We start from the raw sequence: 22,713 nt of genomic DNA, 5'->3' as shown, positions 1-22,713 counted from the left end.
GGCCTGCGGCCGGGCGGGCATCGGCGAGGAACGCGCCGAGGCGGTCGAGGGTGCCGTGGTCGAACAGGTCCGTGGTCTCCAGGTCGGTGCCCAGCGCCTCGTTGAGGCGGTGCACCAGGCTCACCCCGAGGATCGAGTCGAGCCCGTAGTCGGCGAAGGGCCGGTGCCGCTCGATGTCACCGGCGGGCATCTGCAGGATGTCCGCGAGCTCGGTGAGCAGGACGCGCTCGGCGTCCACCTCCTCGGCACGCCGCCCGGCGGGCGCGGGTGACGCGGTCGGGGTCTCGTGCTCGGCGGGCTCGAACCAGAACTCGGGGCCCGCGAAGGGGTAGCCGGGCAGGTGCACGCGCCTGGTCGGGGCCCCGCCGTTGACCTGGGACCAGTCCAGGGGCGTGCCCTTGGCCCAGAACGCGGCCAGCTCGCCCCACTCCCCCGCCTCGACCCACTGCGCGACGAGCGCGCGCAACCCGGCCTTGCCCGCCAGCGCGTCGAGGGTCTCCCGGCTCGCCCGCACCCGGCCCCGCCACCACGGCCCGTCGGCGTCGGGGTCGGCGAGGAACGCGCGCAGCTGCTCGCGCCACTCCCGCGCGCTGCTCGCCACGAAGCACAGCCGCTCGTCCATGGCCTCGCGGCCGGTCTGCAGCGTCGCCGCGACGGCCGCCAGGTCCGGCTCCGGCCGACCGTCGAGCCAGTCGGCCAGCCCGGCGGCGCGGGCGCGCAGGTCCTGCTCCGTCCGCGCGGACAGCGGCAGCAGCAGCGGGTGCCGCGGCGGGGTGGCCGCGACGTCGTCGCGCAGGTGCTCGGCGACGATCACGTGCGCGTTGGCGCCACCCGCGCCGAACGAGGAGATCCCGGCGATCCGGCGGCCGCCCGCCGGGCGCGGCCACGGGCCGCCGCGCGGGCTCGGGGTGAACGGTGTCGCGGCGAAGTCGATGTCCGGGTTGGTCGGCTCCGCGTGCAGGGTCGGCGTGATCTCGCCGTGCTCCAGCTGCAGCACCACCTTGGTCAGCCCGGCGATGCCCGCCGCCGCCTCCAGGTGGCCGATGTTGGACTTGACCGAGCCCAGCGCGCACGAGCCCGGCGCGGGCGCGTCCGGCGCGAACGCCTCGGTCAGGCCGTCGACCTCGATCGGGTCGCCGAGGCGGGTGCCGGTGCCGTGCGCCTCGACGTAGCCGATGTCGCCCGCGCCCAGCCCCGCGCTGTCCAGCGCGGCGCGCACGACCGCGGCCTGGGCCTTCGGGTTGGGCACGGTGTAGCCGTTGGTGCGGCCGCCGTGGTTGATCGCGGAGCCCAGGATCACCGCGTGGATCGGGTCCCCGTCGGCTTCGGCGGCGGCCAGTGGCTTGAGCAGCACCGCGCCGACGCCCTCGCCGGGGACGAAACCGTCGCCGCCCGCGCCGAAGCTGCGGCAGCGCCCGTCGGTGGAGAGCATCCGCGCCCGGCTCAGCTCGACGTAGGTCGAGGGGTGCAGGTAGAGGTTCACCCCGCCCGCGATGGCGAGCTCGCAGGCGCCGTGCCGCAGGTGCTCGCACGCCTCGTGGATCGCGGTCAGCGAGGCCGAGCACATGGTGTCCACCGGCAGGCTCGGGCCGCGCAGGTCCAGCAGGTAGGAGACCCGGTTGGCCAGCGAGGCGAACGACGTGCGCGGCGCGCGGCGCGGCCCGCTCACCTCGGGCGGGCGGTTGCGGTCGAAGCCGGTCTTGGTCACCCCCGCGAAGACGCCGACCCGGCCGCCGTGCCGCTCGGCCAGCCGAGCCCGCGTGTAGCCCGCGTCCTCGAGCGCGGACCACACCACTTCGAGGAAGAGCCGCTCCTGCGGGTCGATGTCGGCCGCGTCGCGCGGCGCGATGCCGAAGAAGGCCGCGTCGAACCGGGCGAAGTCGTCGAGGAACCCGCCCCACTTGCTGTAGCTGGTGCCCGCTTCCACGGCGCGCTGCGGGTCGGGTTCGTAGAAGCCGTCCAGCGACCACCGCCGCGCGGGCACCTCGCGCACGCTGTCCCGACCCGCGCGCAGGTTGGCCCAGAACGCCTCCAGCGTCGGCGCGTCCGGGTAGCGGCCGCTGATGCCGATGATGGCGATGGGTTCGCCCGCCGCGTCCGGACGCGGTCGCGCGGGAGCCGTGACCACGGGTGCCGGGGCGGGCACGGGTGCCGGGACGGGTGCCGGTGCCGGGGCGGCGGGCGTGTCGTCGAGCCAGCGGGCGCAGTCCTCGGGGAACCGCTCGACGAGGTGGTCCGCCAGCTCGCCGAGCGTCGGGTGCTGGTAGAGCACCGTCTTGGGCAGCGCGCCGAACCACCGCGCGAACTGCCGGTTCAGACGGGTCACGGTGAGCGAGTCGATGCCGTAGCCGTCCAGCGGCGCGGCCGCGTCGAGGCGGTCGACGTCGAGCCGCGTCGCCTCGGCCACCAGCTCCTTCAACCGCACGAGCACCCCGGCGCGGAGGTCTGCCGCGCGGGCGGAGCTGCCGGTCATCCCGTCCCCTTCCCCGGTGATCACCACGTGGGCGGCACCGAGCTCGATCGCCTCGTGCAGTGCGCTCAGCGCGGCCCCGGTCGCCAGCGGCGGGCCGAACCGGTCGACGAGCGCGGGGAGCTCCTCGTCGGGGGCGCGCATGCCGCCGTCCCGCCACAGCGGCCAGCCCAGCGAGACGCTCGCGCCGTGCCGCGCGCCACCGGCGACGAGAGCGGCGCGGTGGCCCAGGTAGGCGTCCAGGAACCCGTTGGCCGCGGCGTAGCCGCCCTGGCCCGCGTTGCCCAGCGCGCCCGCGGCCGCGGAGAACGCGGCGAAGAAGTCGAGCGGCACGTCGCGAGTGGCCTCGTCGAGGTGGACCGCACCGGCGACCTTCGGCGCGAGCACCCGCAGGAAGTCCTGGTACGAAGCGTTGATCAGGTAGTCGTCGCGCAGCACTCCCGCCGCGTGCACGACGCCGTCGAGCCGCCCGTGCGCGCGCAGGACGTCTTCGACCAGCCCGCGCACCGCCGCCGCGTCGGTGATGTCGACGCTGCGGTACTCGCCGGGGCCGTCGGCGCGCGGCGACCGGCCGAACCGGACCACGACCGCGTCCGGCGCGTGGCGCGCCACGTCCTCGACGAGCAGCCTGCCGATCCCGCCCGCCCCGCCGCTGACCAGGTAGACGCCGCCGGCCCGCCACACGGGCTCCGCGCGGCCGGGCGCGGCGGGCTCCCAGTGCGGGACCTCGCGGCCCACCGGGGTGTAGCGCACGTGCTCGCGGTCCCCACCCGCCTCGGCGGCCAGCACGGCGGCGAGCTCGTCGTCCGACGGGTCGTGGGTGAACTCGATGAGCTGTCCGCGCAGGCCGGGGTCCTCCTGGGCGGCGGTGCGCAGCAGGCCGAGCAGACCGGAGTGCACCGCGCCCGCTCGACAGGCGACCTGGACCACGCGCGGGCGGCCCGCCCCCGTCGACAGCAGCCGCTTGAGCTCGCCGAACAGCCGGACCGCGGCCCGCTCGTAGGCGGTGGCCGGGTCGTCGCCGCCGGTGTGCGCCTCGGCGAGGGAGATGCCCGGCAACCGCTCGCGGACGGCGTCGGCGGGCAGGTCGCACACCATGATCAGCCGCCGGGCACCGGCCGGTGGGTCGGCCGCGACCGCCGGTTCGCCGCGCCACACGGGCACGCGCAGGATGCTGCGGGTCACGGGAGAACTCCTTCCAGGGACGAGCGAGGGCGGGGGACGGCCTCAGACACCGTTGAGCGCATCGGGGCTCTCCCGGTCGGCCAGGACCGCTTCGAGCAGCGCGGCACGCGCGTCCACGTCGAAGGAGCGGAGCGCGGGTGCGGGTGCGGGCGTCTCGGGCACCCAGTAGCGCTCGCGCGCGAACGGGTACGCGGGCAGCGGCACGATCCGGCGGTCGCCGGACCGGTGCAGGTCCGACCACCCGACCACGCGGCCCTCGCACCACAGCGCGGCGACGCGGTCGAGGTCGCCGTCGCGCACCGCGGCCACCGCCTCCGCCTCCGGCGTGCGGTCCCGGCGCACGGCCGCGCCGCGACTGCGGCGCAGCCCGCCGGTGCGCAGCCCGCGGCGGCCCGTCCCGGAGAGGAACGCGCCGAGCCCGGCGACGACGTCCTCGACGCTGTCGGCGACGAAGCCGAGGCGGTGCTCCATCTCCTCGCGGCCCACCTGGAGCGTGAACGCGAGGTCCGCGAGCGACGGCGGCCTGCCTCCGGCGAGGGCGCGCACGAGGAAGTCGCGCAGCGCTTCCGCCCTGGCGCGCAGGCGATCGGCGTCGCGCGCGGACAACACGATCACTTGGGAGCCGTGGACCGGCTCGGGTTCGGGGCGCGCGGGCGGCGCTTCGAGGACGACGTGCGCGTTGACGCCACCGAAGCCGAAGCTGCTGACCCCGGCGCGCAGCGGCAGCTCGCGCCCGGCGCCGTCGGTCACCGGCTCCCAGCGGCGCGGCTCGCGCACCACCTCGAACCCGCTGCCGTCCAGCGCCAGCTGCGGGTTGAGCCGGTCGCAGTGCAGCACGGGCAGCAGTTCGCGGTGGCGCATCTGCTGCAGCACCTTCAGCACGCCCGCCAGGCCAGCCGCCGCCTCCGCGTGGCCCATGTTGGCCTTCACCGAACCGAGCGCGCGGACCCGGTCCGGCGAGCCGCCCAGCTGCCGGTAGGCGGTGGCCAGCGCGTCGACCTCGACCGGGTCGCCCAGCGCGGTGCCGGTGCCGTGCGCCTCGACGTAGCCGACGGTGTCCGGGTCGATGCCCCGCATCGCCGCCCGGACGACCTCCGCCTGCGCCGCCGCGTTGGGCGCGGTGAGCGATGCGGCCCGGCCGCCGTGGTTCTCGGCGCTGCCCAGGACGACGCCCCGGATCGCGTCGCCGTCGCGCAGGGCGGCCGCCAGTGGCTTGAGCAGCACCGCCGCGGCGCCCTCGGCGCGGACGTAGCCGTCGGCGGCGGCCGAGAAGGGCTTGCACCGGCCGTCCGGGCTGAGCATCCCGGCCGCCTGCGTCGCGGCGAAGGTGTCGACGCTGAGCAGGAGGTTCACCCCGCCCGCGACGGCCATGGCGCAGCGCCCGGAGCGGATGGCCTCCACCGCGCGGTGCAGCGCGACGAGCGAGCTGGAGCAGGCGGTGTCGATCGGCTCGCTCGGTCCGCGCACGTCGAGCAGGAACGAGATGCGGTTGGCGAGCACGGCGTGGGAGTTGCCGGTCGCGGTGTAGCCCTCGGGCGCCACCCCGCTGGCGTTGAGCAGGTGGTGGTAGTCGTGCCCGGACACCCCGAAGAAGACGCCGGTGTCGGCGGGCAGCCGGGTGGGCGGGTAGCCCGCGTCCTCCAGCGCCGTCCACACGGTTTCCAGCGCCAGCCGCTGCTGCGGGTCCATCAGCTCCGCCTCCAGCCGCGACACGGCGAAGAAGTCCGCGTCGAACCGGTCGACGCCGTCGAGCAGTCCGGCGAACTTCGGGAAGTCCGCGCCCGCCACGACCTCGGCGTAGCGGTCGTCGAAGCGGTCGCCGGGGTAGCGCGAGACCAGGTCGTCGCCGGAGCGCAGCCGTTCCCAGAAGGCGTCCGGGTCGTCCGCGCCGGGGAAGCGGCCCGCGACGCCGATGATCGCCACGGCGCCGTCGTCACCGGCCTGCTCCTCCGGAGCGGGCGGCGCGGGGAGCGCGGCGGGCGCGGCGGCCGTGAACGCGGGGGACGCCGAGGTCTCGGCCTGGCCTGCCTGCTCGGCCAGCTTGCCGACCAGACCGCGGATGTTGGGGAACTCGAAGAACACCGAGGGCCGCAGGTCGATCCCCAGCCGGGCGCCCAGTTCCGCCGCCAGCGAGGCCAGCGTGATCGACTCGAAGCCGAGGGCGGGGAAGTGCGTGTCCAGGTCGACCTCGGCCACGCCGGTCCCGAGCAGTTCGGCGACCGCCTCCCGGACCACGCCCGTCAGCCGGTCCCGGCCGCCGTCGCCGGGCCGCCCGGCGTCCGGGGCGTCCGGCGTCGCGCCGAAGTCGGCGTCGGTGAGCAGGCCGAGCACCCGGCCGGTCCCGTCGAGCAGGCGGACGGCGAAGACCGCGTCCCCGGTGCGCTCCAGCAGGAGGGCGCGCGTGCGGTCGAGGTCCCGGCCGACCGCCGAACCGAGCCGCCGGATCGTGACGTCGGCGTCCGCGCACAGGTGCTGCACGCCCTGCACGAGCCCGATGAACACCCGAGCCGGGATGCGGACGTTCCGCTTCCCTGGGTCCTGGCAGGTCGCGGGCTCGGCGACGTGCACGAGGAGCCTGCCGCCGACCTCCGCGACGCCCTCGACCACCTTCGCGTACGGCCGGGGGTCCACGCCGAGGCCGGCGAGCCGGGCGTAGAAGGCGTCCCGGTCCAGCGACGGGGGCGCGGTCACCGCGGGCTCGGTCCCGCCCCCCACCTCGGAAGCGGGCACCAGCTCGGCGCTGAACAGCGCGGTGCCGTCGGCGGCGCGCAGCTCCACGTGGTGCGCGGAGCCCCGCGTGCCCAGTCGCCAGTCCAGCGGCTGGGCCGCGTCGGGAGCGGGCAGCGCGCCCCACCGCGCGTCCCGGACCGCCCACGGCCCGCCGTCGAGGCCCGCCAGCTCGGCGAAGGCGAGCGCGCCGTCCACGAGCGCGGCGGTGGCGTACCGGCGTTCGCGCCGCACCGAGTAGACGTAGTCGAGCAGCTCGTCGCCGCGCGGCACGAGCCGGTAGCGGATGCCGGTCAGGTCCGACCGGTTGACCCCGACCCACGGGTGCTCCCGCCGCGCGAACGCGATCGGGTCGAGCACGCTCGGCGCGTCGTCGAAGGCGGGGTACCAGCACCGCACCTTCTCGAACGGGTAAGGGGGCAGCGAGAGCTTCGCCGGGCGCTCGGCGGGCGGCCAGAGGACGTCCCAGTCCACCGCCGCGCCCAGGGTCCAGCAGTCGGCCAGCGCGGGCAGATCCGCGTCGGCCAGCGCGCGCGCCACGGTCGCCGCGTCCGGTGCCCGGTGGACGGCCATGGTGTTGGCGGTGAAGCGGACGCCGTCGGGCACCTCGACCTCGCCGGTCCAGTCCAGCTCCGCCAGCCGCGCCAGCCCGGTCGCGGCCGCAGCCGCGTCCTCGGCGACGAACGCCAGCCTGCACGGCAGCTCGTTCCTGCCGGTCTGCAGCGTGAACGCGAGCGCGTCCAGGCCCGGCCGCTCGGCCAGCACGTGGGCGTGGGCGTCGCGCAGCACCCGCCCGAGCGCCTGCGGTGTGGTCGCGGAGAACACCAGCAGGCGCGGTCGTCCCGACTCCGGCGCGCCGACGACCGCGGCGTCGTGCTCCTCGACGACGATGTGCACGTTGGCGCCGCCCGCGCCGATCGACGTGACGCCCGCCCGCCGGGGCACCTCCCGCCCGTCGATCACCGGGCGCGACCAGGGCGCGCGCTCGCGCTGGACCACGAAGGGGGTCTCGGCGAAGTCGATGGCGGGGTTGAGCGTCTCCGAGTGCAGCGACTCCACCAGCGTGCGGTGCTTCAGCTGCAGCAGCACCTTGGTCAACCCGACGATCCCCGACCCGGACAGCAGGTGCGCCACGTTGGACTTCACCGAGCCCAGGGCGCAGAAACCCCGGTCGGCGGTGTGCCTGCGGAAGGCCGTCGTCGCGCCCTTGATCTCGATCGGATCGCCCAGCGAGGTCGCCGAGCCGTGGCCCTCCAGGTAGCTGATCGTGCGGGCGTCCACCCCCGCGTCGTCGAGGGCCTTCTCGATGGCGCGGGCCTGCTGCGCCGGGCTGGGCACGGTGAACCCGTTGCGCACGCCCGCGTTGGTCGCGCCGGTGCCCCGGATCACGCCGTACACGTGGTCGCCGTCGGCCACCGCGTCGGCCAGCGGTTTGAGCACCACCATCCCGACGCCCTCGCCGAGCACGGTGCCGTCGGTGCCCAGGCCGTAGCTGCGCAGGACCTCCGCTGACTTGCTGGTGAAGTGCGCCTGCGAGGTCGCGATCAGGTCGTAGGGGTGCAGCATCAGGTTGATGCCGCCGACGACCGCCATCCGGCACTCCCCCGCGCGCAGCATCCGCACGGCCACGTGCACGCAGGTCGACGACGACGCGCACATCGTGTCCAGGAACATCGACGGCCCGGTGAAGCCGTAGAAGTAGGACAGCATGTTGGCGAACACGCCGGTCTCGCTGCCGCTGGTGGACGTCCCGCGCAGGAGCATGTTCTCGAAGCCGTAGAGCGAGTAGCTGTTGTTCATCGAACCGACGAGCACGCCGACGTCGCCCTGGTAGCGCCGCTGGATCGTCTCCCGCGAGTAGCCCGCGTCCTCCAGCGCCGTCACCCCCGCCTGCAGCAGCAGCCGCACCTCCGGCGACATCAGCTCGGCCTGGCGCTGGGAGATCGAGAAGTAGCGCGGGTCGAAGGCGTCGATGTCCCGCAGGAACGTCCCGGTCCTGACGACGGTCTTGCCCGGCACGTCGCGCTCGTCGAAGTACAGGTGGTCGTGGCGCCACCGCTGCGGCGGCACCGGCTCGAAGCTGTGCCGCCCCTCGCTGAGCAGCTCCCAGAACTCGGCGAGCGTGTCGGCCCCCGGATAGCGGCCCGCCATGCCGATCACGGCGATGTCGTGGGTGTCCCGCCCGTCACGTGGCCGGTCGGCGATCCGCGCCGGGCGCGGCGTCCCGACGACCGCGACCGGCTCGGGCCGCGCCTCGGGCTCGGGCCGCGGCTCGGTTCGCGACTGGGGCTGCGGCTGGGGCTGCGGCTCCGTTTTCGGCTGGGGTTGCGGCTGGTCGGCCGCGCCGAACAGCTCCCGCACGCGCTCCCGGTGCTCGGCGAGCAGGTACCCGGCCACGCCCCGCAGGTCGACGTGCTCGAAGAACAGCGTCTTGGGCAGCGAGCCGAAGTCGTCTTCGAGCCTGCTCGTCACGTCCACGGCGATGAGCGAGTCGATGCCGTAGCGCTCCAGCTTCTGGTCGGGCCGGATGTGCTCCGGCTCCTGCCCGGTCAGCTCGGCGAACAGCCTGCACAGGTGCTCCTCGGTCCGCGCGGCCAACGTCCGGTCGTCCACCTCGGGCCGGGCGGGGGCCGTGGGCACCGCCGGGGCCGCAGGGGCGGCGGGCACGGCCCGCGCGGGCCGCTCATCGGCCGTCAGACCCGCGTAGCGGCGCAGCTTCGCCGCCTCCCCGTACAGCACGACGCGCTGCGGCGGGGCGTCGACGAGCAGCGCGCGCTCCAGCGCGGCCAGCGCCGCGTCGGTCGGCAGCGGAACGGTGCCCGTCGTCTTGCGCAGGTACGCCTCGGTCGCGGCGTCGACCCGCATCCCGCCGTCGGCCCACAGCGGCCAGTCGACGACGCGCACCGGGTAATCCGAGGCCCGCGCGGCGTAGGCGTCGAGGAACGCGTTCGCCGCCGCGTACCCCGTCTGCGCCGCGCTGCCGAACGCCCCCGCGACCGAGCCGAACAGCAGCAGGAAGCCCACGCCGAGCTCCCGGCAGGCGGCGTCGAGGTGCGCGGTGCCGTCGAGCTTGGGCGCGAGCACCGCGGTGGCGGCCTCGGGCGGCGTGGCCACCAGGTAGCCGTCGTCGAGGACGCCCGCCGCGTGGAACACCCCGTCGACACGGCCGAACCGCTCGCGGATCGCCGCGGCGGCAGCCCGGACGGCGGCCTCGTCGGTGACGTCGACCGGCTGGTAGTCGATCCGGTCGCCGTAGCGCTCCCGCAGCGCCTCGACCTCAGCGCCCGCCGGGCGGCGGCCGCTGAGCACGACGCTCGCCCCGTGCCGCTCGCACAGGTGCGCGGCGAGCAGCCTGCCCACGCCGCCCGCGCCGCCGGTGATCCAGTACACGCCGCCGTCGCGCAGCAGCGATCCGCCGCCGTCGCCGGTCGGGGTCAGCGCCACGCTCTGCCGCGCCAGCCGCCGCCCCGAGCGGTCGTAGGCGACCTCCGGGCCGTCCGCGGCGGCCTCGGCGCGCACCAGCGACACGAAGCCCTCGACGTCGTCGGCGTCGAGCCCGTCGACGAGCACGAGCTTGCCACGGATCGCGGGGTTCTCCTTGTGCAGCGACTTCAGCAACGCGCCCAGCGGGGCGTGCACCGGGTCGTCCGGTGCGCCCGGCGCGACGACCAGCACGGTGCGGGCGGCGGGACCGGGCCGGTCGAGCAGTGCGCGCAGGTGCCGGTAGCAGGCGTCGAACACCGCTCCGGCGGCCTCGGCCGGTCGGCGTCCGGTGGTGCGGGGCAGCGGGAGGACCTCGGCGTCCAACTGCCGCGCGGCGGACCGGGCGTGCGCGTCGGCCAGGGCCGCGTTCAGCACCACCAGCGGCGCGGTCGCACCGGTGCCGTCAGCGGGCGCGGGCCGCCAGACCTGGCGCACCTCCAGGAGGTCGCCCTCGGCCGCGGCGGCGGGCAGCGGCCGCGACGTGTAGCCGCGCAGCCGGGCGCACAGCACGCCGTCCTCGTCGTGCACGTCGATGTCCACTTTGGACTTGTCGTCGGCGCCGCGCACGACCGCCCAGCAGGTCCGGCCGACCGGGGTGTGCAGGGTCAGCTCGTCCAGGGCGAACGGCACCGCCGCGGCGGTCGGGCGACGCCAGCCGGTCCCGTCCGCGCCGAGGGCGAGGACCGCCTGCAGGGCGCTGTCGAGCACCACCGGGTGCAGCCGCCACCCCGGCGCGGCCTGCGCGGGCACCGCGATCCGGGCGAGGACGCCCTCAGGGCCTCGCGCCACCTCGTCGAGCCCGCGCAGCGCGGGTCCGTGCAGCACACCGCTGGCCCGCAGCGCCGCGTAACCGTGGTCCACGTCGAGCCGGTCGGTGAACCGCGCCCGCAGCCCGGCCGGGTCGGTGCGCCCACCGGTGGCCCCACCCGCTTCCAGCCTGCCGGTGGTGTACCGGTTCCCCGCGTCGTCGAGGACCGCGAAGTCGACCCCGTCGCCGCTGGGGACCAGTCGCAGGCGCACGTCCAGCCGCTCGCCGGGAACGGCCAGCGGCCGGACCCAGCCGACGTTGCGCAGGCTCGGCACGGCGGTCGGCCGGACGCGCTCGGCGGCGGCGAGGACGAGCCCGAGCACCGCGACGCCCGGCACGACGGGGGTGCCGTTCACGACGTGGTCGCGGATGACGTCCTGCCCGGCGTGGAAGGTCAGCGGGAACGTCCAGCCACCGTCCTCCTCGCGGCCCTCGCCCAGGGACGGGTGTCCGGGCTCGGGAGCGTCCAGCGGACGGAACCAGAACGGGGTGCGCGCGAAGGCGTACCCCGGCAGGTGCACCCGGCGACCGGTGGCCTGCCAGGCCGACCAGTCCACCGGCAGGCCGTGCGCCCAGGCGCGGGCGAACTTCTCGGCGCGGCCCTGCTCCACCCAGCGCGCCGCCAACTCGGCCAGGTCGGCCTCGTCCAGGCCGCCCACGAGCTCACCGTCCGGTTCGGCGTGCCCGCGCAGACCGCCCTCGGGCAGTGCGCCGTCCCGCGCGAAGCCCTCCAGCTGCCCGGCCCAGGTTCCCAGGTCGCGAGCGCGGAACACCACGCGGGAGGGCATCGGCACCCGGCCGTGCCGCAGGGTGTGCGCGATGTCGGCCATGGACGGCGCCCCGCCCTCGGCCAGCCGCGCGCGGGCCCACGCCGCGAGTCCGGCGCAGGTCTCGCGCAGCCGCTCGTCGTCCATCGCCGACACCGGCAGCCACTGGTCCGCGTCGGCGGGCGGGGTCGGTTCGACGGGCGGCGGCGACTCCAGCACGGCGTGCGCGTTCGTGCCCGCGAACCCGAACGAGCTGACCCCGGCGCGCAGCGGCCGCCCCTCCGGCGCGGTCCAGTCCGAGAGCCGGTCGACGACGCGGAACGGGCTGCCGGTCAGCGTGATCAGCGGGTTCAGCCGCTCGAAGCCGACCGTGGCGGGCAGCAGGCGGTGGCGCATCGCCGCGATCACCTTGAGGATGCCCGCGACGCCCGCGGCGCCTTCGAGGTGGCCGATGTTCGTCTTGACCGAGCCGATCCCGCAGTGCTGCTCGGCGCCGGTGTCGCCGAGCTCGGCGAACGCCTTCTTCAGGCCGCGCACCTCGATCGGGTCGCCGACCGGGGTGCCGGTCCCGTGCGCCTCCACGTAGCCCACCGTGGCCGGGTCGATCCCGGCCCGCCGGTAGGTGTCGACGATCAGCTGCGCCTGCGCGTCCGGGTTGGTCACCGTCAGCGAGCTGGTGCGCCCGCCGTGGTTGGTGCCGACCCCCTTGATGACCGCGTGCACCGCGTCGCCGTCGCGGCGCGCGTCCGCCGCGCGCTTGAGCAGCAGGACACCGCCGCCCTCGCCGCGCACATAGCCGTTCGCCCCCGCGTCGAAGACCTTGGCGCGTCCCGTCGGGGAGAGCATGCCCGCCTTGCTGAACGCGATGAAGTGCCGGGGCGACCAGATGAGGTTCACGCCGCCCGCGAGCGCCTGGTCGCAGTCGCCCGCCACGAGCGCCTGCACCGCCTGGTGCACCGACACCAGCGAGCTGGCGCAGGCGGTGTCGTTGACCACGCTCGGGCCGCGGAAGTCGAAGTGGTGGGAGACGCGGTTGGCGATGACCGCGTACGCCGCGCCGGTCGGGTAGTAGGCGTCGATCGTGTCGAGCTCCCGCTCGACCAGCTCGGCGTAGTCCCAGTGGCACACGCCCATGAACACACCGGTGCGCGAGCCTGCGAGCCGGTCCGCGCGGTAGCCCGCGTCCTCGATGGCGTGCCAGCTCAGCTCCAGCGCCATCCGCTGCTGCGGGTCCATCAGCCGGGCCTCGCGCGGCGAGACCCGGAAGAAGTCGGCGTCGAAGCACTCCACGTCGGCGACGAAACCGCCCCAGACGCTGCTGGTCTTGTCGCCGTCGCGGCGCGGGTCGCCGGCGTGGTCGGCGGCGCGCCAGCGCTTCTCGGGCACCTCGCTGATCAGCGAGCGCCCCTGCGCGAGGTTGGCCCAGAACTCGTCGATCGTCCGCGCGCCGGGCAGCCGCAGCGCCGCGCCGACCACGGCGACGTCGGTGTCGGCGACCGGGTCACCGCAGGTGTGTGCCATGAGAGTTCCCGTCTTCCGTGCCGGTCAGGCAGGCAGCGCGCTCGTGCGGCGGTCGACCACGTGCAGCCCGCAGCGCAGCGGCGAGCGCTCGCGCGCCTGTCCGCGCACGAACCAGTGGTGCAGCCAGAACAGCGAAGCCAGCAGGGTGAACGCCTGGTTCTCCTTGGTCCCGACGCGCTCGGCGGGACCGTCGAAGACCCGGTCCACGAGCGCGCGGGTGAACCGCGGGTCGAGGACGCCGATCTCGTCGAGCACGGTCGAGTCGGTCAGGGTGTCGCGGTAGTCCGGTGCCGCGCGCACGAAGGCCGCGCTGTCCGTGGCGCGGTAGGGGAACTTGCCCTTGGCGACCACCCGCTGCGGCAGCACGTCCGCGTAGGCGCGCTTGAGGAGGTACTTCTCGTCGAACGGGTCGCCGAAGCGGTGGTTGACCGAGGCGGCCAGCCGCACCACCGCCGGGTCGAGGAACGGGCAGCGGTTCTCGACGCCGTGGCCGAGGGCCATCCGGTCGCCCTGGGTGGACAGCAGGTACCCGGCCAGCAGCGTCCGGAACTCCAGCCACTGCGCCTTGCGCACCGGTGCGAGGGCGTCGTAGCCGGGTTCGGCCGCCACCAGCCGCCGGACCGCCTCGAAGGGGTCGGGCGCGTCGCGGAGCAGGCGCACCGCGAAGCGCCCGTTCTGGAACCGCATCTGGTGGGAGAACAGGCCGGGCAGGCGCTCCTCGGTGAACTGCCGGTACAGGCCCAGCATCCGGCGCGCCGCGCCCTCACCGGCGAAGTGCGGCAGGTACGGGTAGATCCGCGCGATCCGGTCGAGCCGCGTGTCCTCGTCGAGGTCGTGCCACGCGGTCAGCAGCAGCACGTCCTTGAAGATGCCGTAGCCGAGGAACGCCTCGTCGGCGCCCTCACCGCTGAGCACCACCTTGATCCCGGCCTGGCGCACCTGCTCGGCCAGCAGGTACATCGGCACGAACGCGGTGCGGAAGGCGGGCACCTCGGCGTGCCTGACCGCGGCCGGGAACGCGCGCACCACGTCCTCGTCCCGGATCCGCACGGCGTGGTGCCGGGTGCCCAGCCGCGCGGTGAGCGCGGCCTGCTCGGCGGACTCGTCGACCGCGGCGTCGTCGAACTCGATGGAGAACGTCCGCAGCGGGCCGGGCTGCCTGGCCGCGGCCAGGTGCGCGATGATGGAGGAGTCCAAGCCTCCGGAGACGTAGACCCCGACCTCGACGTCACTGCGCAGCCGCACGTCCACGGCGGCGGCCAGCTCCGCGCGGATCAGCTCGACCGCGTCCCGCTCGGACTCCGGCGCCGGACCGGGCTCCAGGTCGAGCGTGGCCCAGCGGCCGCGTTCCACCCGGTCGCCGCGCAGGCGCAGGTACTCGCCCATCGGCACCTGCTCGACGCCGTGGTAGCCGCTCTGCGCGGGCAGCGGCGTCCAGGTGGCGAAGATCGAGGCGAGCTGCTCCTGGTCGAAGCGAAACCGGAAACCGGGGTAGGCCAGGAAGGCCTTCATCTCGGAGGCGAACAGCCAGGTCCCCTCGTGGCGCGCCACGAACAGCGGGCGCTTGCCGAACCGGTCGCGCACCAGGGTCAGCTCGTCGGCCGCCGAGTCGTAGACGGCGAAGGCGAAGGCCCCGTTGAACCGGGGCAGGCACTCGCGGCCCCAGGTCAGCCACGCCTGCAGCACGACCTCGGTGTCGGAGTCGGTGTGGAACCGGACACCGCGCGCGCTCAGCTCCCGGCGCAGCTCGCGGTAGTTGTAGAGCTCGCCGTTGTAGCACAGCCACCACCGCCCGTCGGCGCTGCCGATCGGCTGGGAGCCGTTGGCCAGGTCGATGATGCCGAGCCGGACCGTGCCCATGACGAGCCGGTCGTCCAGGTAGCACCCCGCCTCGTCCGGGCCGCGGTGCTCGATCTGGCGGAGCATGCCTTCGATGAGGTCCCGGTGGCTGCCGGAGGGCAGTTCGCCACCGTAGGCGCCGGCGATTCCGCACATGCCCGCTACCGGCCGTCCTCGCCGTGGGCGGCGCTGGGCACGGCGCTCGCCTCGACCAGCTCCACGATCGCCCGCAGCGACACCCGCACGGAGTCCAGCAGCTCCTCGCCGAGCTCGACGCCGTAGCGCTCGTGGAGGTGGTTCATCAGCGCGATGTAGCCGAACGAGTCGAGCACGCCCGCCTTGAACAGGTCGGTGTCCTCGGTGATCTCCTCGCCGAACCGGATCAGCGCCTCGGACTCCAGGTAGTCCTTCAGCTCGGCGGTCAACGTCGCGTCAGGCATGGGGTGCTCCCTCGATCAGGTGGGCCAGCTCGGCCCAGTGGCCGCGGATGAAGAAGTGGTCGCCGGGAAGGCGGTGGCGGGCCAGTGGTTCGGTGCTCTCGCGCTGCCAGGCGCCGATCTCCGCGTCGGTGAACGGCTCCCGGTCGCCGGTGACGACGGTGATCGGCACGTCCAGGGGCGGCTCCTCGCGGTGGGCGTACCGGCCCAGCAGCGTGAAGTCCGCGCGCAGCACGCGCTCGTAGTGCGCCATCAGGTCCTCGAACTGCCGCAACTGCTGCGGCACGCCGCCGAGCCGGTCGAGGTGCGCCCAGAACGCGTCCCCGGTCAGGCGCCAAGTGTCGCGCTCCCGGCTCGGTATCGACGGCCCGCACTCGCCGGAGACGACGAGCCGCCGCGGCAGGGGCAGGCCCTCGGCCCGCAGCGCGCGGCAGACCAGGAACGCCAGGCGCGCGCCGAGGCTGTGGCCGTAGACGGCGTAGGGCTCGTCGAGCCTGCCCCGCAGCTGGTCCACCAGGTCGGCCACCACCGCGTCGACATCGGTCAGCAGCGGCTCGGCCACCCGCCTGCCGCGTCCCGGCCGCTCCAGCGGCACCACTTCCAGGTCCCCGGTGTGCCCGGCCAGCGCGCGGTAGGCGTTCTCGTCCCCGCCCGCGTAGGCCACGGTGAACACCCTGCGCGGCCGTGCCTCCGGCGCGGTGGGCGCGCCCTCGATCTGGCGCACCATGCGGGTCAGCACCCCGGTTCCGCCGATCTCACGGAACCGCGCGCCGGGCAGCCCGCGCAGCACCGAGCGCACGCTGTCCGACCAGCGCACGGACCCGGCAATCTGATCGCTCAGGGTCCGCGCCACCTCGCCGTCGCGGTACGGGCGGGCGGTGACGTTGGCGATCACGGTCCGGGTCAGCGGGCCGAACCGGAAGCCGCGCAGGAAGGCGGCGAACTCGTCCCGCGCCGCGCGCATGTACCGCGAGTGGAAGGCGGCCGACACGCGCAGCGCGGCCACCCGGACCCCGTGCCCGGTCAGCGCTTCGCGCGCCCGGTCGATGTCCTCGGCCGGGCCGGACAGCACGTTCTGCGTCGGGGTGTTGCGGTTGGCCACGTCCAGCGTGGTCAGGTCCTGCTCGGCGAGCAGGTCGGCCAGCCGCTCGGCGGACATGCCCACCACCGCCAGCATGGCCCCGCCGCGCTGCGCGGCCATCAGCTCCGCCCGCTGGGCCACGATCTTCAGCCCGGTCTCGAAGTCGAACGCCCCCGCGGCCAGCAGCGCGTTGTACTCCCCGAGGCTGTGCCCCAGCAGGACGTCCGCCTCCGGCTCGCCGCGGGCCACCCGGTCCCAGTAGGACAGCGCGTTCACGACGTAGAGGGCGGGTTGGGTGTAGCGGGTGTCGTCGAGTCGGTGGTCCGGGTCTTCCAGGCACAGCCGGGCGATGTCGTAGCCGAGCACCTCACCGGCGAGGGCGGTGTGCTCGGGGAATCGGTCGAACAGGTCCGCACCCATCCCCTTGGCCTGGGTTCCCTGGCCGGGGAAGAGCGCGACGCTGGTCCCGTCGGCGACCGGCATGGCTGTTCCCGCTCTCCTCCTGGTGTGGCTGGTCAGCACAGCGGGTGGCCCCAGGTGTCGAGGAAGGCCACCGCCTCCAGCGGCTGGCGGACCGGGGGCCGGAAGTCGGTGGTGGTCGTGTAGGCGACCGGCAGCAGGCCGACCTGGGTCACGTCCGCGGGCAGGCCGAGGATCCGCGCGGCCTCGGCCTCCCGGTGCAGGTGCAGCGTCGTCAGGACGGTGCCCAGGCCGCGTGCCCGCAGCGCGAGCTGGAAGCTCCACACCGCGGGGTAGATCCCGCCGTAGAACGAGGTCGACTCGACGTTGCCGGAGGGCCGGGGCCCTTGCACGCAGGGGATCACGAACACCGGGACGCGGTCGATCACGTCGACCAGGTGCTGCACCGAGGTGATCATCCGGCGCACCGGCGGGTAGTCGACCGCGGCGCCCAGCCGCTCACGGGTCTGTTCCAGGTAGACCTGGCCGACCTCCCGGAACAGCTCGCCCAGCTGCTTGCGCCGCTCCGCGTCCCGCACGACGATCCAGCGCCACTGCTGCTGGTTGCCCGGCGACGGGGCGTAGGTGCTCAGCCTCAAGCAGGTGGTCAGCACCTCCTCCTCGACCGGGCGGTCGAGGTCGAGCTTGCGGCGGACCGCGCGGGTGGTGCTCAGCACGTGGTCGACGCTCGCGACGTCGATGTTCATCGCTCCTCCTGAAGGCGTGTCCTGAAGGCGTGCGAAGTCGGCTCGTGACAGCGCGGTTCGCGCCGGGCGCGGCGCGAAGTGCCGCGCGAATTCACCGGAGCCGGATTCCCCCGCCGTCCGGGCGCGCTGTTCGGCACCGCGGCGGGGTTCAGGGCCGCGACGTGCGCGCCCCACCCCTGGCCACCGTTCCCGCGTGCGTGCGAGTCCCCGGCACGCGCAGCGGGCGACGTGTCAGCGGTTCGGTCCTTCGCCGCCGACGCGCGCACCGGCCCGCGTCAACCGGCTCACGCCGAAACCGGTGGAGACGAGCGCGGGCAAAACCGTCCGAGACACCTCGGCAACGCGCGCCTCGAGGTCCCACGGAATCGTGTCGGCGGATCCGCCTCGCATGTCACCACTTCCTCTGCTCGGTAACGACAGAATTCATGGTCACAGCCGTGGTTCCCGTTTTCATTCCGCCCCCTATACCTCTCTGTACCTCCCCGCGGGTATCGGGTCCGGTGGGGGGTGGCGGTCGTCCCGCCTCACGACCAGAGGCGGTGGCGGGCGAGGTCGAGGCGCTCGGCGACGAGTTCCGCTGTCGGTCCCTCGGCCAGCACGCGCGGCCCGGACGTCCCGTCCTGGTCGCAAGGCGGTTCGGCGCCGGGCAGCCGGAAGAACTCGACACCGGCGAACCAGCGGGCCAGCGGCGGGTGGACCGGCACGCCCGCCAGCGCGCGGAACAGCTCGGTCTGCACGTCGAACCCGGAGGTGACCTCGATCAGCCTGCGGATCTCCCGGTGGCCGAATCCCGGTCGGGACCGCACGATCCGGGGACCGTGGTCGGACAGGACCACCCTGGTCTGGGCCGGGCCGAACTCGTAGCCCACCAGGTCCAGCATCGCGGTGACGGTCGCCCGGACCCGCTTCGCCTCGGGCTCGTCCAGGACCGCCGGGTGCAGGTAGCGCACCCCGTGCGCCGCGACCTGCCTCGCGGTGATGCCCACGACGCGGTGCATGCCGTCGTGGGTTAACGTCGTGACCACCACCTGCGGCCCGGCGACGAACTCCCCCACCGCGAACGGCCCCTGGCCGTCCCCGAGGCGGCGCACCCACTCATCCAGCTCCACCTCGGACCGCACGACCGCTTCCCTGTCGGCCGACCGGATCACCGCGGGCGGGCCGATGTCGGCGACCGCCTTGGGGACGTCCGCGGCGTCAGCCACGGTGCGGGTCCGCACCATCGGGTGGTGGCTCGGGGCGAGCACCTGCTCCAGCCGGTAGTCGTCGGCCAGCACGCGGACGGCTTCGAGGTCCTCGGCCCCGGTGACGCCTGCCGCCGGAACCCCTTCGGCGTCGAGCACGTGCGTGATGCCGTTGCGCCGGACCACCTCGGTGACGGCGTCGGCGACGGCGACCTCGTCGTGGGAATCCACCGGTGTCGTCCGGTCGGCGGTCAGCAGGGTGAACACCGCGTGCTGCGCCTGGTCGACGACGAGCCACAGGTCGAGGCCGCAGCGCGCCGCCTTCCGGGCGAAGGGCAGCGAGGGCAGGCAGAGCAGCAGCCTGCAGGACGGCGGCCCGGTGGGTTCCACGTTCACGACGGCACCTCGCCCTCGGCGGTGCCGGCGGTTGCGGACGGACCGCCATGGTGTCGCCGACTCATAGTGACTCCTCGCGGTTCGGTGACCTGCGATCCGCCGAAGTCGTACCGCGGCCACGACGATGGGTGACACGTGCGCCGCTCCACCCTGGCCGCACCGGTTACCGATTCGTTCCCTTCGCAGCGCGCCGGTCAGGTGCGCGCCGCGGACGGCACGCCGAGGTCCCGGAAGATCTCGTCGGCCCGCTCGCGGTGGCACCTGGCCTGCTCCACCTCGCCCAGCGCGGCACTGGCCTCGGCCAACCCGACCAGCGCACGGGCTTGTTCGATCCGGTAGCCGATGTCGGCCGCCAGCGCGTGCGCCCGCTCGTGCAGCACGAGCGCCTCGGCGTGGTCCCCCTCGGCCCGGCGCAGGCGGCCGATCATGTTGCCGATGACGACGCGCCGGATCGGGGTCCAGCGCGCCTTGTGGTACTGCAGCCCGAACTCGACGAACCTCCGGGCCTCCCCCGGTCGGCCCATCCGGTGGGCGACCAGCGCCGACAGGGCGTAGCCGAGCGCGACGTCACCGGGCGCGCCGACGTCATGGCCGAGTTCGCGGACCCGCCGCAGGTGCTCGTCGGCCTGCTCCAGGGCGCCCATGCCGAGCAGGGCCAGCGCCAGATCGACGAGGGCCACGATCTCGTTCTCCGAGGCCCCCAGCTCGCGGTTGATGACCACGGCCGCTTCGGCCGCCTCGGCCGCCTCGGTGTAGCGGCCCCACTGCTCGTAGAGCGAGCTGAGGTTGGCCAGGGACTCCGCCTCGGTCCGGGCCGCGCCGAGCTCCCGCTTCATCCGGATGGACTCCTGGAGCAGCGACAGGGCGTCGCCGAACCGGCCGGAGGTGCACATCAGCAGGCCGAGCATGCCGGTGTCCTTGGCCACCCCGCGCTGGTCGTCCAGCTCCACCGCGAGGTCCAGCGCCTCCGACGCCGCCGCGATCCCGTCGCCGAGCCTGCCGAGCTTCCAGTGGGCCACCGCGGCGTTCGACAGGCTCAGGCGCAGCAGCTCCGGGTCGCCGAGGCGTCGTGACGAGACCACCGCGATCCGCGTCACCTCGACGAACTCGGTGTACAGGCCATCGGCGTCCAAGGGGAAGACGACGTTGCGGGCGAGCCGGGCCACGTGCCGGTCCAACCCGCGCGCGTGCGCGAGCACGACCGCCTCCCGCAAGGTGGTCTGCTCGCGGTCGAGCCACTGCCGCGCCGCTTCGCGGGTCGACAGCGCGGGCAGGGCGGGTGTGCTGTCGGTCGGTTCGGGCGACAACCGCACGCGACCGGGGAACAGCTGGTCGCAGACGTGGTCGGTGGCGTGGACGAAGTAGTCGAGCAACCGCTTGAAGGCGTCGGCGGCGCCGTCGTCGTCGCCGGTCAGGTCGAACTGGTTGACGAAGCTGCGCACCAGGTCGTGGAACGTGTAGTAGCCGATCTCGTGCTGCTGGAGCATGTGCGCGTCCAGGAGCACCTCCAGCACGCCCTCCGCGGCCTCCGGTGACATGCCCAGCAACGCCGCCGCCGAGTTGACGTCGATGTCACGGCCCGGATGGGCGCCGAGCACGCGGAACGCCCAGCGCAGCCGCGGCGCGAGTCCCTCGTAGGAGATCCGCAGCGTCAGTTCGACGCCGCGCTCCCCGGACTTGAGCTCGTCCAGGCGCCGCGACTCGTCACTCATGCGGTCGACCAGGTAGCCGATCGGCCAGCGCGGACGGTTGCTGAGCCTGCTCAAGGCGATCCGCATCGCCAGCGGGAGGTGACCGCACAGGTCGACCAGCTCGGCCACCGCCTCGGGCTCGGCCGCGGTGCGCCTGCCACCCAGCAGCTTGGCGGCCATCGCCGCACTGTCCTCCCTGGTCATCGTGCCCAGCGACATCCAGTGCGCACCGTCGAGGTCGATCAGCCGTGTCCGGCTGGTGACCAGCACGAGCGATTCGGGGCCGAGCGGCAGCAGCGGCCACACCTGGGCGACGTCGTAGGCGTTGTCCAGCAGGACGAGCAGCCTGCTCTGCGCCGTCGTCGCCCGCCAGAGCATCGACCGCGCCTCGACGTCGTCCGACATCTGGTCGGCGCCCACGCCGAGCATGCCCAGCAGCGTCTCCACGGCGTCACCGGGCGGGAGCGGCTGCGCCCCGGCGGTGTAGCCGCGCAGGTTGAGGTACAGCTGCCCGTCCGGGTAGCGGTCGGCGACCAGGTGCGCCACGCGCACGGCCAGCGACGTCTTCCCCACGCCCCCCATCCCGTCGATCGCGACGATCCGCGGGCCCCGACCGGCGGGCTCGTCCAGGTAGCTCAGCAGTTCCCGCAGCTCCGACTCGCGGCCGATGAAGTCCGGGAGGTCGTAGGGCAGCGTGCGGGCGACCGTCGCGGCAGTCGGCTCCGCGACCGGCTCGGGCTCGGCGGTCGCGACCACCACCGGTTCCCCGGCGACGGGCGGTTCGAGCGCGGGGTCGGTGCGCAGCATGCGCTGGTACAGGTCCGACAGCTCACCGCCGGGACTGATGCCCAGCTCCTCGGCCAGCAGCTCGTGGACCTTCCGGTACTCCTCCAGGGCCTCCGCCTGCCGCCCCGAGCGGTACAGGGCGAGCATCAGCTGCCCCCGCAGCTTCTCCCGCAGCGGGTGGGCCACGACGCGCTCGCGCAGCTCGCTGACCAGCTTCCAGGACTCCCCGCGCGACAGGCGCAGCTCGTTCAGCTGCTCCACCGCGTCCAGGTACCGCTCCTGCAGCGCGACGTCCGCGGCCCGGATCACCGGACCACCGGCGCCCGCGAGCACGGATCCGCGCCGCAGCGCGAGCGCGCCCTCCAGGTGTGTCGCGGCCTCGTCCCACCTCCGGGCCTCGGACGCCTTCTTGGCCTTGTCCAGCAGGTCCAGGAAGATGTTGACGTCCACCTGCTCCGCGGGCAGGACGGCGCGGTAGCCGGGGCTCTCGGTGAGGATGATCTCGTCACCGGCGGGGATGAGCTGGCGCAGGCGGGCCACCGCCTTGCGCACCTGGTGCGTCGCGGTGGCGGGCGGGTCCTCGTCCCACACCGAGTCGACCAGCTGGGAAATGCTGAGCACCTGACCGGACTCGAGCAGGAGCGCGGCCATCACCCGCGTCTGGACGGCCCCGCCGAGGTGGATGCGGCGCGTACCGGCCCAGCACTCCAGCGACCCCAGCACGTTGATCCGCAGCTCCGACTCCGCCTGAGAAGGCGCGCCACCCATCAGAAGTCGACACCTTTCCGCACGCAGGCCACGCCGTCACACCCTTCACAGGTCTTCCATGCGGCCGCGGCGGACGGACCCCGGTACGTCACCCACCGCTCGCGGAACCGCGAATGCCCGAATGGGGCGGTGGAACAGCGCAGCACGACATCCCGGACGACACCGGCCTCCGGCAGGGAACGGTCGCTCCCGATCAGTCCCTCACCCCGGCCCAGAATGGACGTCCAGCTCCTTCACCGCGCTCCACCAGAACCCGAGACTTCCTCCGATTGGATCATCTGAGACGGAAGCCGATCGCGCAAGAGTTCGCACGGATGCCTGCACGAAAGGGAAACGATCCCGCCTGAACCCAATGCCCCGCGCTTATTGAACCGAAAACGACTTGTCGCCACAGGTTGACAATC

Annotated in this window: 8 protein-coding genes; all 8 read right to left on the bottom strand. The window is 74.4% G+C overall.

Annotated elements, in window-relative coordinates; translation table 11 throughout:
• Positions 1 to 3,655: SDR family oxidoreductase (locus IEZ00_RS31960; RefSeq protein ID WP_189227099.1), on the bottom strand; the 3,655-nt coding region annotated here is incomplete at its 3' end.
• A gap of 42 nt (positions 3,656 to 3,697) precedes the next feature.
• The gene (locus IEZ00_RS31955) at positions 3,698 to 12,961 is read right to left on the bottom strand and encodes an SDR family NAD(P)-dependent oxidoreductase (protein ID WP_189227098.1); all 9,264 of its coding nucleotides are present in this window, start codon (positions 12,959 to 12,961) and stop codon (positions 3,698 to 3,700) included.
• Positions 12,962 to 12,985: 24 nt separating this feature from the next.
• Positions 12,986 to 14,956, bottom strand: coding sequence for an asparagine synthase (glutamine-hydrolyzing) (asnB, locus tag IEZ00_RS31950; RefSeq protein WP_189227097.1), 1,971 nt, complete (start codon positions 14,954 to 14,956; stop codon positions 12,986 to 12,988).
• 5 nt (positions 14,957 to 14,961) lie between these two features.
• Positions 14,962 to 15,240, bottom strand: coding sequence for an acyl carrier protein (locus IEZ00_RS31945; RefSeq protein ID WP_209620290.1), 279 nt, complete (start codon positions 15,238 to 15,240; stop codon positions 14,962 to 14,964).
• Positions 15,233 to 16,801: an ACP S-malonyltransferase gene (gene fabD, locus IEZ00_RS31940; protein ID WP_189227096.1), complete on the bottom strand. Its 1,569-nt coding sequence runs from the start codon at positions 16,799 to 16,801 to the stop codon at positions 15,233 to 15,235. Before fabD ends, IEZ00_RS31945 begins: the two co-directional genes overlap by 8 nt.
• Positions 16,802 to 16,833: 32 nt before the next feature.
• Positions 16,834 to 17,484, bottom strand: a complete 651-nt coding sequence (locus tag IEZ00_RS31935) for a nitroreductase family protein (RefSeq protein ID WP_229796303.1) — start codon at positions 17,482 to 17,484, stop codon at positions 16,834 to 16,836.
• A 524-nt stretch (positions 17,485 to 18,008) separates the two neighbouring features.
• Positions 18,009 to 19,064 (bottom strand): ATP-grasp domain-containing protein, encoded by a 1,056-nt coding sequence (locus tag IEZ00_RS31930; protein ID WP_189227095.1) that lies wholly within the window; start codon positions 19,062 to 19,064, stop codon positions 18,009 to 18,011.
• Between the two features lie 194 nt (positions 19,065 to 19,258).
• Positions 19,259 to 22,309: an AfsR/SARP family transcriptional regulator gene (locus IEZ00_RS31925; RefSeq protein ID WP_189227094.1), complete on the bottom strand. Its 3,051-nt coding sequence runs from the start codon at positions 22,307 to 22,309 to the stop codon at positions 19,259 to 19,261.
• Between the last annotated feature and the right edge of the window lie 404 nt (positions 22,310 to 22,713).

It is taken from the genome of Saccharothrix coeruleofusca, assembly GCF_014648515.1.
Taxonomy (GTDB): domain Bacteria; phylum Actinomycetota; class Actinomycetes; order Mycobacteriales; family Pseudonocardiaceae; genus Actinosynnema; species Actinosynnema coeruleofuscum.
Note: the sequence above shows the minus strand (reverse complement) of the source record. Positions and strands in the feature narration are given on the sequence as shown.

Bases quoted from the DNA above. Each gene is read 5' to 3' on its own strand.
- IEZ00_RS31955 (WP_189227098.1), bottom strand. From the start codon at position 12,961: ATGGCACACACCTGCGGTGACCCGGTCGCCGACACCGACGTCGCCGTG.
- asnB (WP_189227097.1), bottom strand. From the start codon at position 14,956: ATGTGCGGAATCGCCGGCGCCTACGGTGGCGAACTGCCCTCCGGCAGC.
- IEZ00_RS31945 (WP_209620290.1), bottom strand. From the start codon at position 15,240: ATGCCTGACGCGACGTTGACCGCCGAGCTGAAGGACTACCTGGAGTCC.
- fabD (WP_189227096.1), bottom strand. From the start codon at position 16,801: ATGCCGGTCGCCGACGGGACCAGCGTCGCGCTCTTCCCCGGCCAGGGA.
- IEZ00_RS31935 (WP_229796303.1), bottom strand. From the start codon at position 17,484: ATGAACATCGACGTCGCGAGCGTCGACCACGTGCTGAGCACCACCCGC.
- IEZ00_RS31925 (WP_189227094.1), bottom strand. From the start codon at position 22,309: ATGGGTGGCGCGCCTTCTCAGGCGGAGTCGGAGCTGCGGATCAACGTG.